The organism is Streptococcus mitis (genome assembly GCF_005144795.1).
GTDB classification, from domain to species: Bacteria; Bacillota; Bacilli; order Lactobacillales; family Streptococcaceae; genus Streptococcus; species Streptococcus mitis_BB.
The window spans coordinates 37,384-51,673 of the sequence record NZ_SWFJ01000008.1; the positions used below are offsets into that span (position 1 = coordinate 37,384).

Here is a 14,290-nt window from a genome sequence, read left to right on the forward strand (position 1 = left end):
AATACTCTTCGAAAATCAAATTCAAACCACGTCAGCGTCGCCTTACCGTACTCAAGTACAGCTTGCGGCTAGCTTCCTAGTTTGCTCTTTGATTTTCATTGAGTATAAGATTTCCTTAGAGAAAGCTTAATCTAGATGTTCTTTTTTCTCCAAATGAAAGGCAATCATCCGCCACTCTGGATCCTCTTGCCAGCCTTCAATAGAACTAATGTAGCTAGCAACCTTTCTGGCTTCTTCTAAAATCGGAAAATCTTCAATAATATCAGCTACTTGGAACTCTGGAAGACCTGACTGTCTGGTTCCAAAAATCTCACCTGAACCCCGCATTTTCAAATCTTCCTCCGCAAGGACAAATCCATTGGTCGTTTCTGTCATGATGCGCATGCGATCTTTCCCAGAATCAGTCTTGGGATTAGCAACAAGAACAGCATAGGATTGCTTGTCCCCCCGACCGACACGACCTCTAAGCTGATGAAGCTGACTAAGACCGAAGCGATCGGCATCCATGATGATCATAACTGTCGCATTTGTAACATTAACCCCAACCTCGATAACCGTTGTCGAAACTAGAATATCCGTTTTTCGCTCTTTGAACTCCTGCATAATCTGGTCTTTTTCATCACTCTTCATCTTACCATGTAAAAGAGCCACCTCTGCCTTACCAGCAAAATGAGCCGTCAGCTCCTCTGATAAGGCAATGGCATTTTTCAAATCCAGAGCTTCTGATTCTTCAATCAAGGGAGAGATGACATAGGCTTGAGAACCTTTTTGGATTTCTCCCTCTAACCAAGTCAAGACCTGAGGTAGTTGCTCATGCTTGATCCAGCGTGTCACAATAGGCTTCCGTCCTGCTGGCATCTGGTCAATAATGGAAACATCCATATCTCCAAAGGCTGTGATAGCCAAGGTTCGTGGTATGGGAGTCGCCGTCATCATGAGGACATCTGGATTGTCGCCTTTTTCCCGTAAAATACGCCTTTGCCCTACACCAAATCGGTGCTGCTCATCGATGATAATCAATCCCAGACGAGCATAATCTACCCCATCCTGAATCAGAGCGTGGGTTCCGATAATCAAATCAGCCTTACCCCTGACAATAGTCTCCAAGACTTCTCTCTTTTCTGCAACCTTCAAGGAACCTATCAAGAGAGCTAATTTCAAGTCTGGAAAAAGCCCCTTCAAACTCTCAAAATGCTGCTCTGCTAGAATCTCTGTTGGCACCATGAGGGCTGCCTGATAGCCAGCTGTCACCGCCGCAAACATGGCCAAACCAGCGACTACCGTTTTTCCGCTCCCCACATCCCCTTGCAAAAGACGATTCATGTGGTGGTCGGACTTCATGTCTATCAAAATTTCCTGCAAACTCTTTTCCTGAGCTGGAGTCAGGGCAAAAGGTAGATTTTCTTTAACAGTCGCCACTTTTTCCTGAGACCAATCAAGAACCAGGCCACTTCCCTGAACTCTATTTTCAGACTTGAGCGTCTGTAACTGCATTTGGAAGTAAAAGAGTTCCTCAAACTTGATACGGCGAAGGGCCTGCTTGTATTCTGCCAAATCTTTAGGAAAATGCATGGCACGAACGGCCTGACAACGGGATATGAGTTTGTATTTGTCCAGTAAAGACTGGGGAAGATTTTCCTCTATCAAGAGGTCCAGTCCCTGATCAAAAGCCGTCTTAATAACCTTGACCAGACTGGCCTGACTGATTCCCTGAGCCAGACGATAAACAGGTTGGAGGTCATCTTCCACCTGAGCCAAAACCTTCATCCCTGTCAGACTAGCCTTGGCGCGGTCCCATTTTCCAAATACTGCCAGGGTTGCTCCCAACTCTATCTTATCAGCCAGATAGGGCTGGTTAAAGAAATTCACTGCAAAAACGACTTCTCCCTGCTTGAGGCTAAAGCGCAGGCGATTGCGCTTGAAACCATAATACTGGACACTAGCAGGAGTCACGACTTGACCAGATAGGACCGCCTTCTCCCCGTCCTCTAGTTCCAATACTTGCTTGGTCTTGAAATCTTCATATCGGAAAGGAAAGTAGAGCAAGAGGTCTTGCAAATTTTCAATTCCTAGTTTGGCGTATTTTTCTGCTGACTTTGGTCCCACACCAGGTAAGACATGCAAGGGTTGATGTAGATTCATGCTCCACTCCTTTCTTTTTAATAATATTCTCTCGGAATACGGTCGCTAAGGAGACAAGCCACCTCATAGTTAATAGTGCCACGGTAGTCAGCTACCTGAGTTGCTGTGATTTCCTTGTCACCGTTGGAGCCAATCAAGGTTACCTTGGTTCCGAGTGGGTAAGGCTTAGGTAATCGAATAGTGATTTGGTCCATCGAAACCCTGCCGACGATTGGGCAAGCTTGGCCATCTACCAAGACAGAAAAATTCTGCATGTCTCGTGTCCATCCATCCGCATAGCCAATTGGTACCGTCGCGATGACTTGCTCGCTATCCGCTTGATAAGTTGCTCCATAGCCCATGCAAGCTCCAGCTGAAACTGTCTTGACATGAACCAGAGCAGATTCCAAGGTCAAGGCTGGTTTCAAGTCATAGGGTAAGTCCAAGACCTCTCCGCTAGGATTAAGACCATACATGGCATCTCCCATACGAACCGCATTGAAAATAGTCTCTGCATGCCAAAGAGTCGTTGCAGAATTGCTGGCATGAACCAGCTCTGGAAGACCTTTCATACTGGCCAAAATAGTTTTAAACCGTTCTAACTGGACATTAAAGTAGGCATCTGATTCCTCGTCTGCAGTAGCAAAGTGGGTAAAAATCCCTTCAACACGAGCACCATGTTGTTGAAGCAAAGCTTGAGCCTGCTCAGCTTCGCTAGCCTCTATAAAACCAATACGTCCCATTCCTGAATCAATCTTGAGGTGGACTGTCAATCCAGTTAGGTTCGCTTCCTTATCTAAGAGCGCTTGAATCCACTCCAGCCCAGCCACTGTCAAGGTGATGTCGTATTCTTTAGCAAGAGAAACAGCTTCGATTTCAGAAACTCCTAAAATGAGGATTTTCTTGCTGAGTCCAGCCTGTCTGAGTTCAATAGCCTCATCAATATTGGAAACGCAAAAACCATCTACATCATCTTGAATAGCCGTCGCAACGGCAACAGCTCCATGACCATAGGCATTGGCCTTGACCACAGCCCACTTGAGCGTTCCTTCAGGGATATGAGCCCCCATTTGCTGAATATTTTGTCGAATAGCTCCCAGATGAATCAGAGCCTTGGTTGGTCTATGTGGACTAGCTTTCATGATTTTCCTCCAAAATGACACTGGCTGTCACAAACTGATCTGTGTGGCTGATAGACAGCCAAATCTTTCCTGAAAATGGTGACCGACTAAAATAAGGCGCCCCGCGTTCATTGTTCAAGACTTCCAAATCATGAAAAGCGAGTTTCCCAATACCAGTTCCCATAGCCTTGGAAAAGGCCTCCTTAGCCGACCAGCGACCTGCCAAATATTCGATTTGTCTGCGCCTTTTAAGACTGTTAAACCGTTCCATTTCCTTAGCGGTCAGCACGCGCTTAGCAAATCCTTCATGTCGTGTAACTGCGCTTTCTATCGAAGCTAATTCTTCGATGTCAATTCCGTGTCCAACTATCATTCTCATCAAAAGGAGTTGAGATCCCCCAACTCCATCCTTTTCACTTATTTTGTCAAGGTAGCGTAAATCTCTTCTACCAAGGCCTCTGTATTCTCCCAACCTAGGCAAGGATCGGTAATAGAGCAACCAAAGACCTCTGGTTGGTTTTGACGACCATCTGCTAGGTAAGATTCAATCATAAAGCCTCGAACTATCTTTTTAATCTTCTCATTCCAATCACGATTCTGCAAAGTCTGGCGAACAATTCGAATCTGTTCCATATATTGCTTGCCAGAATTATCATGGTTGGTGTCAATGAGGATAAAGGGATTTTCAAGTCCCATGGCTTCATAGCGCTCAATGGCATTTAGCAAAGTTTCATAGTAAAAGTTAGGCTCATTTTTCCCATATTCATTGACTGCGCCACGAAGGATGACGTGGGCCAAGGGATTTCCTGAAGTTTCAACTTCTTGACCATGAAAGAGGAAGGTTTGTTTGTTCTGAGCGGCATAGATACCGTTAAACATGACCCCAAGGTTTCCAGAAGTTGGATTTTTCATCCCGACTGGTGCATCAATCCCTGAAGCCACAAAGCGGTGCTCTTGGTCTTCCACAGAACGAGCCCCAACAGCATGGTAGCTGACCAAATCATCTACCAAAACCAGATTTGATGGATAAAGCATCTCATCTGCCGTTGTCAAACCTGTCTCTGTAATCACGCGGTAGTGCAACTGGCGCACAGCCTGCAAACCGTTAATCAGACTTGGAGCCTTAGAAGTATCTGGTTGGTGAACCAAACCTTTATAGCCGTCTCCGTTAGTACGAGGTTTGGCAGTATAAACACGCATAACCATGAAAATCTTGTCCGCCACCTTCTTCTGCAAGGCAGATAAACGGCGGGCATATTCCAAGACAGCCTCTTCATTATCAGAAGAGCAAGGACCAATCACCAAAAGGATACGGTCATCTTCTCCTGAAATAATGTCTGCCAATTCTCTATCACGACGCTCTTTTAGACGCAAGGCTTCCGCAGACAATTGGGTTTCTGCCTTGATTGCTTCAATATCGATTTCTTGACCTTTTTCAATAAATGCCATCTTATTCTCCTAGCGTTTGGTAGATTTCTCTGACAAGGGCTTCTGTATTTTCCCAGCCTAGGCAAGGGTCCGTGATAGACTTGCCAAATACTTCTGGTTCGTTTTGACGGCCGTCTTCTAGATAAGACTCAATCATAAAGCCACGAACGTACTGCTTAATTTTTTCATTCCAATCACGGTTAATCAAGGTCTGGCGGACAATTCGAATCTGGTCCATATATTGCTTACCAGAGTTGTCATGATTGGTATCCACAATGATAAAAGGATTTTCCAAGCCCATTTTCTCATACTGGGCAATGGTATCCATCAAATTATCATAGTAGTAGTTGGGAATATTCTTACCATACTCATTGGTCGCTCCACGAAGAATGGCGTGCGAAAGCGGGTTCCCAGTTGTTTCCACCTCTTTTCCTAGGAAAAGGAAACTTTGTTTGTTTTGAGCAGCATAAATCCCATTAAACATGACATTGAGATTTCCAGAGGTTGGATTTTTAAAACCAGTCGCGAAATCTGCTCCACTGGCCACAAAGCGGTGTTGCTGGTCTTCAACTGAACGAGCACCAACCGCCATGTAAGAAATCAAATCATCCACAAGCGGAAGATTTTCAGGATAAAGCATTTCATCAGCAGTCGTCATACCTGTTTCCGTGATGACACGATAATGAAGATGGCGCACGGCTTTGATTCCATTGATAAGACTAGGCGCTTCTGTCGCGTTAGGCTGGTGAATCAAGCCCTTGTAACCATCTCCGTTGGTACGGGGTTTGGCAGTATAAACACGCATAACCATAAAGATACGGTCTGCTACTTCTTCTTGTAGGACTGACAAACGCCTAGCGTATTCAAGAACAGCTTCTTCATTGTCAGATGAGCATGGCCCGATTACCAATAGAATCCGCTGGTCTTCTCCACGTATAATGGCTTCTAGCTCTTGATCGCGCTGTGATTTTCTCTCCAAAGCTTGGCCTTCTAATTTTGATAAGGCACGAACTTCTTCAATATTAATTTTAGGACTTTTTGCTGTAAATACCATAACTCATCTCCTTATAAAGCAAACGGATACCAAGTAAAAATTTACTTTTCACAAGGTATCCGCCTCTAAACTATCTCATTTTATTGTCTTTTCCCGTGACAGTTTTTAAACTTCTTACCAGAACCACATGGGCAAAGTTCATTCCGTCCAATCTGGCTCAAATCCAGATTTTCTGGCATATTTGCTTGGTGGGCAGCGATATTGCGAGTCGCTGTTGTACTGATATGGTGTTCTGCTTGTGGTCTTTCTTGTTCATGAATTTGTGCTTTCATCATCAAGCGTGTCACATCAAACTCAATCGAACCAATCATGTCATTAAACATACGGAAACCTTCCGCCTGATACTCAACAACAGGGTTGTTCTGAGCATAGCCACGAAGTCCAACTGCGTTACGCAATTGATCAAGGGCATCGATATGATCTGTCCACTTGTTATCTACCACTCGTAGAATCAAAACTTTTTGGAATTCTTTCACTGCTTCTTCATCGCGTAGTTTTGAAACCTGACTATCGTAAACTTGCAAGGCACGTTGGAAGAGCTCTTCTTTAATTGCCTTGTCAGACAAGCCCGACAAGTCTTCCATCGTAATCGAATCTTCTGGAAGCAAGTTGTACTTAGCAAAGTTCAAAATTGCTTCTAATTTTTCATCTTGTTTGGCACGCGCATGACCATCAACGACACGACCAATCGTGCGTTTGATCATTGCCTGAATTTCAGGTGCCAAATCACGATCTGCAGTGATGACATCGTAACGTTGAGCATAGATAATTTCACGTTGTTCACGCATGACATCATCATATTGAAGGACTTGTTTACGGGTATCGTAGTTATTTCCTTCGACACGTTTTTGAGCCGCTTCAACCTGACGTGTCAACATGCGAGATTCAATCGCTTCATCAGACATATTGAGACGTTCGAAGACACCTTTCAGACGCTCAGAACCAAAACGTTTCATCAAATCATCTTCAAGAGATAGGTAGAATTGTGACTCACCTGGATCTCCTTGACGACCTGAACGTCCACGAAGCTGGTTATCAATACGACGGCTTTCATGACGTTCTGTACCAATAACACAAAGTCCCCCAAGTTCACGAACTCCTTCACCAAGCTTGATGTCGGTACCACGACCAGCCATGTTGGTTGCGATGGTAACAGCACCACGTTGACCAGCATTCATAATGATTTGGGCTTCTTTATAGTGATTTTTAGCGTTCAAGACTTCGTGAGGAACACCAGCTGCGACCAATTTCTTAGAAATGTAGTCACTGGTTTCAACCGCAACTGTACCAACCAAGACAGGCTGACCTTTTTGGTAACGAGCCTTAACGTCTTCGACAACCGCCTTAAACTTAGCTTCAATACTAGCAAAAAGTAAGTCTGGATGGTCAATACGCTGAACAGGACGGTTTGTTGGGATTGGAATAACACGAATGTTGTAAATTTCACGGAATTCTTCTTCCTCAGTCTTACCTGTACCCGTCATACCAGACAATTTCTTGTACATACGGAAGAGGTTTTGGTAAGTGATTGAGGCAGATGTCTTGGTTTCATCCTGGATTGGCACACCTTCTTTGGCTTCAATGGCTTGGTGCAAGCCATCAGAATAACGACGACCTTCCATGGTACGACCTGTAAATTGGTCGACAATCAAAATTTCTTGTTCTTCGCTCACCACATAGTCAATATCGAGAAGCATGATGTAGTTGGCACGAAGGGCGTTATCGATAAAGTGAGTCAAAGCTACGTTTTCGATGTCATAGAGGTTTTCAAGTTTGAAGTAGCTTTCAGCCTTGTCAATCCCTGAATCAGACAAACCAATAGTCTTAGACTGCACATCGATGATGTAGTCGTCTTTGTCCAAAGATTTTACATAGTGGTCTGCCATGTGATACAACTGACTGGTTTCAACAGCGTTAGCACCTGATACGATCAAAGGTGTACGGGCCTCGTCAATCAAGATAGAGTCAACCTCATCGACCAAGGCATAGTTAAGCGGGCGTTGTACCATGTTTTCAGCGCGAACGACCATGTTGTCACGAAGGTAGTCAAATCCGATTTCTGAGTTGGTTGAGTAGGTAATGTCACACTCATAGGCTTCTTTTTTCTCCATTGGAGATTTGGCAGCCAAGTTAATCCCTACTGACAAACCAAGCCATGAGTACAATTCACCCATCTCAGTCGCGTCACGTTCGGATAGATATTCATTGACCGTAACTACGTGAACCCCTTTACCTGAAAGGGCATTGAGGTATACGGGCATGGTCGCAGTCAAGGTTTTCCCTTCCCCTGTACGCATTTCTGGCACGTCACCATGGTGAAGAACGATTCCCCCCATGACCTGAACCTTATATGGGAAGAGACCTAGGACACGTTTGGCACCTTCACGGACAACCGCAAATGCTTCATAAAGCAACGAATCCAGTGATTCTCCATTTTGATAACGTTCTTTAAATTCAACTGTTTTTGCTTTTAGTTGGTCATCTGTCAAAGCAGCCATTTGGTCTTCGTATTTGAAAACCTTGTCAGCCATCTTTTCCAGACGACGGATTTCTCCTTTATCATTTTCGATAATTGTTTTTAAAATATTAGCCATGTTTTTCCTTACTTTAAATTCCGAATATTTTAGAATGTTCTTTTAATTTTAGCACAATTACTGATTATTTTCAAGGAAGAATCCCCATTTTGAAAAGGAAAAAGAGGCTAGTTTCCAAGCTAACCTCTCTGACTTTTATGATGCTTTAATTGCCAAAAATCGGCAAAAGAGCAAATAGAATAAATAGATTAATCCAAAGAGAAAGACAACAGATAAGTCCAAAAACAAAGAGACTGACTTTCTTGGACAGCAAGGCCATCAAAATGGACAGAATTCCAAAAACTAGCAAGACTTTCTGCATAATGAAGATGTCAATCGTTATCCCCAGAACCGGACTACCCTAAGGAATAAAGAAGAAAGAAAGCAAGCCAGATCAGCAGAACTAAACCAATATAAACCTTGGAATAGCGTGTAATAAATGATTTTAGATGCGCCATAAGCCACCTCCTATCAATAAAAACCATATAAATCAATGCTTTTCACCTTTAGACTTCCCGAGTTCCCGTCTCAAGCGAAGCATTTTTTTAAAACAGGAATAAGTTAACCAATTCATACCAATAGCTAGCATAATAAAAAGAAACCAAATGCCCCAAAACTTGATATCTGTCACATTTCTCAAGACGATATTGAAAAACAGAACTGAAACAACTGTCCAAGCAAGGCTAAAAAGAGAATAGAGGGGGATGTAAACCCAGTAAAAATAGTAAAAAATTGGGAAAAATTTACTATTTCTGTTGGCCTTTTCAATCCAGTTATCAAAATAAAAGTAAGGTGCTAAAAGTAAGAATTTAAACAAATGTTCCATCATCGACACCTCTTTTTGATAGCGTTTTCTTCAACTTCATTCTATCAAAAAAATCTGGAAATGTCATTCCAGATTCTGCTTTTTTATTTGCGTTTTCTTGCGATGAGATGAATCGGAGTCCCCTCAAAGACAAAGGCCTTGCGGATTTGATTTTCCAAGAAACGCAGGTAAGAAAAGTGCATGAGTTCTTCTTCGTTGACAAAGATAACAAAGGTTGGTGGTTTGGTTGCCACTTGGGTCGCGTAGAAAATCTTGAGGCGTTTTCCTTTGTCTGTCGGTGTTGGGTTGATGGCAATGGCATCCATGATGACATCGTTCAAGACAGCTGATGGGATACGTGTATTTTGACTTTCACTAATTTGCTTAATCATCTCAGGAAGTTTGTGGAGGCGTTGCTTGGTCAAAGCGGATACAAAGATAATCGGTGCGTAAGGCAGGTATTGGAACTGCTCACGGATATCTTCTTCCCAGTTTTTCATAGTGTGGTTGTCTTTTTCAAGTGTATCCCACTTGTTGACCACGATAATCATCCCTTTACCAGCTTCATGAGCAAATCCTGCGATACGCTTATCGTATTCACGAATACCCTCTTCCGCATTGATGACCATCAAGACCACATCTGAGCGGTCAATAGCACGCATGGCGCGCATGACAGAGTATTTCTCGGTATTTTCATAAACCTTACCAGACTTACGCATACCAGCCGTATCAATCATGGTAAACTCTTGACCATCTGTATCTGTAAAGTGGGTATCAATAGCGTCACGCGTTGTTCCAGCAACGGGACTGGCAATGACACGGTCTTCTCCCAAAATAGCGTTAATCAAACTTGATTTTCCAACGTTGGGACGACCAATCAAGCTAAACTTAATCACATCTGGATTTTCTTCCTCATATTCATTTGGAAGATTTTCTACGATAGCATCTAGCACATCCCCTGTACCAATCCCATGGACAGATGAGATAGGCAGTGGTTCACCCAAACCGAGGGCATAGAAATCATAGATATCATTTCGCATCTCAGGGTTGTCCACCTTGTTAACTGCGAGGATGACTGGTTTGTGGGTTTTATAAAGCTTACGGGCTACGTATTCGTCTGCATCGGTAATTCCTTCCTTACCAGACACGACAAAGACGATAACATCGGCTTCTTCCATAGCAATTTCTGCCTGGTGCTTGATTTGTTCCATGAAAGGAGCATCGACATCATCGATTCCTCCTGTATCAATCATGCTAAAAGAACGATTGAGCCACTCACCCGTCGCATAGATACGGTCACGTGTCACTCCTTCGACATCTTCTACAATGGAGATTCGCTCACCAGCGATCCGATTAAATAGGGTTGATTTCCCAACATTGGGACGTCCTACAATGGCAATAGTTGGTAGGGCCATAATTTCTCACTTTCTACAATAACTTTTTCTGTTCAAGATTTTTTCTAGTTGAGCTTGGTTCAGCTTGACCAAACTGTTCTGCTAGGCGCTGACTCCAACTTGTGGTCGCACGCGCCCCAGCATAGTCAGCCTGTACACGGTCATAAGCTTCTATTGCCTCAGTTGACTGTTCTTGGTATTCTTCCTCAAAGACAACATTCTCTAGTGGCAGTCTTGGTTTCACATCATGATGTTGATTTGGCACACCTAGTGCCATCCCAAAGACAGGATAGGTGTAGTCAGGCAGGTTAAAAAGCTCTGCCACTTCTTCGGACTTGTATCGAACCAAGCCAATAATGACACCACCATATCCCAAGCTTTCAGCTGCCAACAGGGCATTTTGACCAGCAAGAGCCGCATCGACCGAACTAATCAAGAGACCTTCTACACCTTGAGGTTGGAAGGTATCAGTATGAAGCTGGGCTCCCTTTTCTGCTCTGTTCAAATCTCCGACAAAGAGAAGGAAAACAGCTGACTGGCGAATGGCTTCTTGAGGTACCAATTCATACAAGGCATCTTTCTTCTTTTGACTCCGTACCACAATCACAGAGTAGGATTGGAAATTCTTCCAAAACGAAGCCATCTGGGCTGCTGTCAAGATTTCAGTCAAGTCTTCTTGAGGAAGGGCTTGCTCCTTAAATCTGCGCACTGAAGTATGAGCCTTCATTAATTTGATTGTTTCTGTCATCGACGGTTTACTCCTTCTAAACGAGTCTCCTCAGCTAAATAACGGATGCGTTCCATGACGCGTCTGGCTTCCCAGGTTTCGTCATTTCCATGCTTCCCTTTAGCGAAATGCAACTCCAAATCTTCAAAGTTGAAGTTGGATGTAAAAAAGGTCGGTAAATTTTCCTGCATCCGATATTGGAGAATGACCTGCAAGATTTCATCACGCACCCAAGCTGTTGATTGCTCGGCACCAATGTCATCTAAAATCAGGACTTCAGAAAGCTTAATCTCATCCACCAAGGTCTTAACATTCCCATCACCGATAGCATTTTTGACATCGATGACAAAGCTTGGATAATGGAGGAGAGTGGATGAAACACCTCGTTTTTCTGATAAATCATGAGCCAAGGCAGCCACCATGAAACTTTTTCCCACACCAAAGTCTCCATATAAGTAAAGACCTTTTCGAATAGCTGGATATTGCTCCACGAAGGCTAATAGCTTTTCAAAAACTGGCAAGCGCCCCAAATCATCCAAGTCAACTTGAGCTAAACTAGCTTGCTTTAGACTGGCTGGTAGATTGATTAACTTGAGACGGTTCTTAATAGCCGCTTCTTTTTCCGCCGCGATTAGTTCAGGAGTTTCTTCATAAGAAACGTCCGCATAACCATGGTTCATAACCAAAATCGGCTTGTAGCCTTTGGCAATATAATCCGTATCCCCACGGAGAAATTTGTCACGCTCGGTAATATACTGATTAAACTTGGAGATACTACGATTCAATTCCTCTGGAGTAAGGGATTCTTGCTGGATAAAGGCCGCAACATCAGGGTCCTTCATGATCTTCTGGACCAAATCTTGATAATGAAAACGGCTAGGTTGACGCTTGAGTACGTCTCCGACACTTTCCATCTAATCTCCTCCTTTTTCTAATCGAGCTAATAGTTCTTGTTTCTTACGTTCTAGTTCCAGACGAGTTTCCTCGCTGGTTTCATTCTTATAATCTGGATTGCTCCACTTGGGTACATTGGACTTGGCAGGACTGGGGTTACTGCTTTTTTGAGTCTGACTCTTCTGCCCTCGCTCACGGATTCGTAAGACTGCCTCTTCTGCCGAATGAATCTTTTGATAGGCGTAATCATTGGCTACCTTCATGGCATATTTCTCGTTGATGTTTGCCGAATCCACCTTATTAAAGGTCAATAAGAGAATGATATTAATGACTTCGTCCAGCAAGCCCAAGCCAGCCATCTGTTGCAAGAGTTCTCTTTCTGTTTGGGTGATGGTTCCCTTGCGCGTTTGCTTGATTTCTGCCAAGAACTGCAGGGCAGTTTTACTTTTGGCTTCCTTGATAATGGTTGCTTCCTTAGAATTAAAGTCAGAAGAAATCGGTTTTTGAGCGATTTTTTCCCGCATTCGTTTGGTTGAAATAACCTGAGAAACAGCTGTTGACTTGGCCAATTGATAAGTTTCAAACCAAGTCCATTTCTTCTCCTCGGCGATGGCAAAGAGGTTCAAGACATCGGACTGCTCATCCGCAAAGCGAAGGCCATCTCGAGCCATAAGCTGACGAAAATGGTCCAAGTCAAAATCGTTGGCCACTTTCTTCTTGAGACCAAGGTCTTCTTGATTTCCTAGTTCTGCCAAGTCTGGAAAGACTTGATTGAGTGAGACAGGTCTTTCTTCTCCCTCAGCACTCTCAACTTTCAAATCCTCCACAGCTGCATCACCAATCTTTTTCTCTAAAAGTCTGCGATAAACAGGATGTTCCAAGAAGTCTTGACTAGATAGAGGAACCTGAATGGCTAGCTGATAAACATCACCCTTTTGATAGAGGGTCAAGAGATTGAAAGCAGATAGGATTTTCAGGGCTTTTATCAATCTATCCATTCCAAAGTTAAGATGGTTAAGAATGCTTGAAAAAAGATATTCCTTTCTACCATTATCCCAAAAATTAATCGTATAAAGATAAAGGCTCAGTGCCTCCTGACCGATAATCGGGAGGTAGCACTGTACCAGAGATGAGGTATCTTGCGACACCCGATTATTCTTTAGATAAGAAAAACGGTCAATTGGCTTCATTTATCTTTCCTTTTTCTTTTTAGAGGACTGGGTGATTTGTTGGAGCAAGCTCTCTAACTCACTGACATCCTTAAAACTACGATAGACACTGGCAAAACGTACATAGGTAATCTCATCTAACTCAGCCAACTCCTCCATGACGAGTGAACCAATGTCCTCACTTTGAATTTCATTTTCATTTCGACCACGGAGTTTCTGTTCGATACGATTGACTACCATGTTGATTTCATCACTTGACACAGGACGTTTCTGGGCTGAGCGGATAATCCCATTAAAGATTTTATCTCTGGAGAATTGTTCCCGTGTGCCATCTTTTTTAACAACCACTAAGGTTCTTTCTTCTACTCGTTCGTAGGTTGTAAAACGGTGTTGGCATTCGTCGCACTCACGTCTTCTACGAATAGTGTTCCCTTCTTCTGCTTGGCGACTATCGATAACACTTGACTTGGTAGCCCCACATTTTGGACAACGCATCCTTTCCCTCCTTATCGTTTTCTTTTCATTATACCATTTTTTAAACGATTCCCAAAACAATTCTTCTTTTTGCTTGACAAGTTTTTTGTTTTGTTGTATTATTTAATTAAGACAAAAGGATAGGAGAAAGGAGACCAAGATGTCCTGGACATTTGACAACAAAAAACCCATCTATTTACAGATTATGGAGAAAATCAAGCTTCAGATTGTTTCCCATACACTGGAACCCAATCAACAACTTCCAACCGTGAGAGAGCTGGCTAGCGAGGCAGGTGTCAATCCAAACACCATCCAAAGAGCCTTGTCAGACCTCGAACGAGAAGGATTTGTCTACAGCAAGCGAACAACTGGACGATTTGTAACGGAGGATAAGGAGCTAATCGCCCAATCACGCAAACAATTATCGGAAGAAGAATTGGAACACTTCGTTTCCTCCATGACCCATTTTGGCTATGAAAAAGAAGAACTACCAGGCGTAGTCGGCGATTATATTAAAGGAGTTTAAGCCT

General features: G+C 43.3%; 13 protein-coding genes and 1 pseudogene. 1 reads left to right on the forward strand and 13 read right to left on the reverse strand.

Going from position 1 to position 14,290, the window contains the following annotated elements:
* Nucleotides 1–126 precede the first annotated feature (126 nt).
* The 13 genes and pseudogenes from recG to nrdR form a co-directional block, all read right to left on the reverse strand.
* Complete coding sequence (recG, locus tag FBF73_RS06515; protein WP_136937304.1) at nucleotides 127–2,142, reverse strand: ATP-dependent DNA helicase RecG; 2,016 nt, start codon at nucleotides 2,140–2,142, stop codon at nucleotides 127–129.
* A gap of 17 nt (nucleotides 2,143–2,159) precedes the next feature.
* A complete protein-coding gene (gene alr, locus FBF73_RS06520; RefSeq protein ID WP_136937305.1) occupies nucleotides 2,160–3,263 on the reverse strand; it encodes an alanine racemase in 1,104 nt (367 codons plus the stop codon).
* On the reverse strand, nucleotides 3,253–3,615 hold the full coding sequence (acpS, locus tag FBF73_RS06525; RefSeq protein ID WP_169435188.1) for a holo-ACP synthase: 363 nt from the start codon (nucleotides 3,613–3,615) through the stop codon (nucleotides 3,253–3,255). Before acpS ends, alr begins: the two co-directional genes overlap by 11 nt.
* Nucleotides 3,616–3,659: 44 nt before the next feature.
* Nucleotides 3,660–4,691, reverse strand: a complete 1,032-nt coding sequence (locus tag FBF73_RS06530; protein ID WP_049502447.1) for a 3-deoxy-7-phosphoheptulonate synthase — start codon at nucleotides 4,689–4,691, stop codon at nucleotides 3,660–3,662.
* A 1-nt stretch (nucleotide 4,692) separates the two neighbouring features.
* The gene (locus FBF73_RS06535) at nucleotides 4,693–5,724 is read right to left on the reverse strand and encodes a 3-deoxy-7-phosphoheptulonate synthase (protein WP_136937306.1); all 1,032 of its coding nucleotides are present in this window, start codon (nucleotides 5,722–5,724) and stop codon (nucleotides 4,693–4,695) included.
* Between the two features lie 80 nt (nucleotides 5,725–5,804).
* Nucleotides 5,805–8,318 (reverse strand): preprotein translocase subunit SecA, encoded by a 2,514-nt coding sequence (gene secA, locus FBF73_RS06540; protein ID WP_042750638.1) that lies wholly within the window; start codon nucleotides 8,316–8,318, stop codon nucleotides 5,805–5,807.
* Between the two features lie 145 nt (nucleotides 8,319–8,463).
* Nucleotides 8,464–8,755, reverse strand: a pseudogene (locus FBF73_RS10130) (hypothetical protein).
* Nucleotides 8,756–8,787: 32 nt separating this feature from the next.
* Nucleotides 8,788–9,123 carry a hypothetical protein gene (locus tag FBF73_RS06545; protein WP_136937348.1) on the reverse strand — a complete coding sequence of 112 codons (336 nt, stop codon included), beginning with the start codon at nucleotides 9,121–9,123 and terminating at the stop codon, nucleotides 8,788–8,790.
* Between the two features lie 83 nt (nucleotides 9,124–9,206).
* Nucleotides 9,207–10,517 carry a ribosome biogenesis GTPase Der gene (gene der / locus FBF73_RS06550; protein WP_001207696.1) on the reverse strand — a complete coding sequence of 437 codons (1,311 nt, stop codon included), beginning with the start codon at nucleotides 10,515–10,517 and terminating at the stop codon, nucleotides 9,207–9,209.
* Between the two features lie 13 nt (nucleotides 10,518–10,530).
* On the reverse strand, nucleotides 10,531–11,244 hold the full coding sequence (locus tag FBF73_RS06555) for an NADPH-dependent oxidoreductase (RefSeq protein WP_136937307.1): 714 nt from the start codon (nucleotides 11,242–11,244) through the stop codon (nucleotides 10,531–10,533).
* On the reverse strand, nucleotides 11,241–12,137 hold the full coding sequence (gene dnaI / locus FBF73_RS06560; RefSeq protein WP_000446507.1) for a primosomal protein DnaI: 897 nt from the start codon (nucleotides 12,135–12,137) through the stop codon (nucleotides 11,241–11,243). Before dnaI ends, FBF73_RS06555 begins: the two co-directional genes overlap by 4 nt.
* Complete coding sequence (locus FBF73_RS06565; RefSeq protein ID WP_136937308.1) at nucleotides 12,138–13,307, reverse strand: replication initiation and membrane attachment family protein; 1,170 nt, start codon at nucleotides 13,305–13,307, stop codon at nucleotides 12,138–12,140. It abuts the gene before it with no gap.
* Nucleotides 13,308–13,781, reverse strand: coding sequence for a transcriptional regulator NrdR (gene nrdR / locus FBF73_RS06570; RefSeq protein ID WP_001203672.1), 474 nt, complete (start codon nucleotides 13,779–13,781; stop codon nucleotides 13,308–13,310).
* 139 nt (nucleotides 13,782–13,920) lie between these two features.
* On the opposite strand from nrdR, the gene FBF73_RS06575 reads away from it, so the two are divergent.
* Nucleotides 13,921–14,286, forward strand: a complete 366-nt coding sequence (locus tag FBF73_RS06575) for a GntR family transcriptional regulator (RefSeq protein WP_000119149.1) — start codon at nucleotides 13,921–13,923, stop codon at nucleotides 14,284–14,286.
* Nucleotides 14,287–14,290: the final 4 nt, after the last annotated feature.

Excerpts from the sequence above, each read along its gene's own strand:
- recG (WP_136937304.1), bottom strand. The coding sequence starts at position 2,142 with ATGAATCTACATCAACCCTTGCATGTCTTACCTGGTGTGGGACCAAAG.
- alr (WP_136937305.1), bottom strand. The coding sequence starts at position 3,263 with ATGAAAGCTAGTCCACATAGACCAACCAAGGCTCTGATTCATCTGGGA.
- acpS (WP_169435188.1), bottom strand. The coding sequence starts at position 3,615 with ATGATAGTTGGACACGGAATTGACATCGAAGAATTAGCTTCGATAGAA.
- FBF73_RS06530 (WP_049502447.1), bottom strand. The coding sequence starts at position 4,691 with ATGGCATTTATTGAAAAAGGTCAAGAAATCGATATTGAAGCAATCAAG.
- FBF73_RS06535 (WP_136937306.1), bottom strand. The coding sequence starts at position 5,724 with ATGGTATTTACAGCAAAAAGTCCTAAAATTAATATTGAAGAAGTTCGT.
- secA (WP_042750638.1), bottom strand. The coding sequence starts at position 8,318 with ATGGCTAATATTTTAAAAACAATTATCGAAAATGATAAAGGAGAAATC.
- FBF73_RS06545 (WP_136937348.1), bottom strand. The coding sequence starts at position 9,123 with ATGGAACATTTGTTTAAATTCTTACTTTTAGCACCTTACTTTTATTTT.
- der (WP_001207696.1), bottom strand. The coding sequence starts at position 10,517 with ATGGCCCTACCAACTATTGCCATTGTAGGACGTCCCAATGTTGGGAAA.
- FBF73_RS06555 (WP_136937307.1), bottom strand. The coding sequence starts at position 11,244 with ATGACAGAAACAATCAAATTAATGAAGGCTCATACTTCAGTGCGCAGA.
- dnaI (WP_000446507.1), bottom strand. The coding sequence starts at position 12,137 with ATGGAAAGTGTCGGAGACGTACTCAAGCGTCAACCTAGCCGTTTTCAT.
- FBF73_RS06565 (WP_136937308.1), bottom strand. The coding sequence starts at position 13,307 with ATGAAGCCAATTGACCGTTTTTCTTATCTAAAGAATAATCGGGTGTCG.
- nrdR (WP_001203672.1), bottom strand. The coding sequence starts at position 13,781 with ATGCGTTGTCCAAAATGTGGGGCTACCAAGTCAAGTGTTATCGATAGT.
- FBF73_RS06575 (WP_000119149.1), top strand. The coding sequence starts at position 13,921 with ATGTCCTGGACATTTGACAACAAAAAACCCATCTATTTACAGATTATG.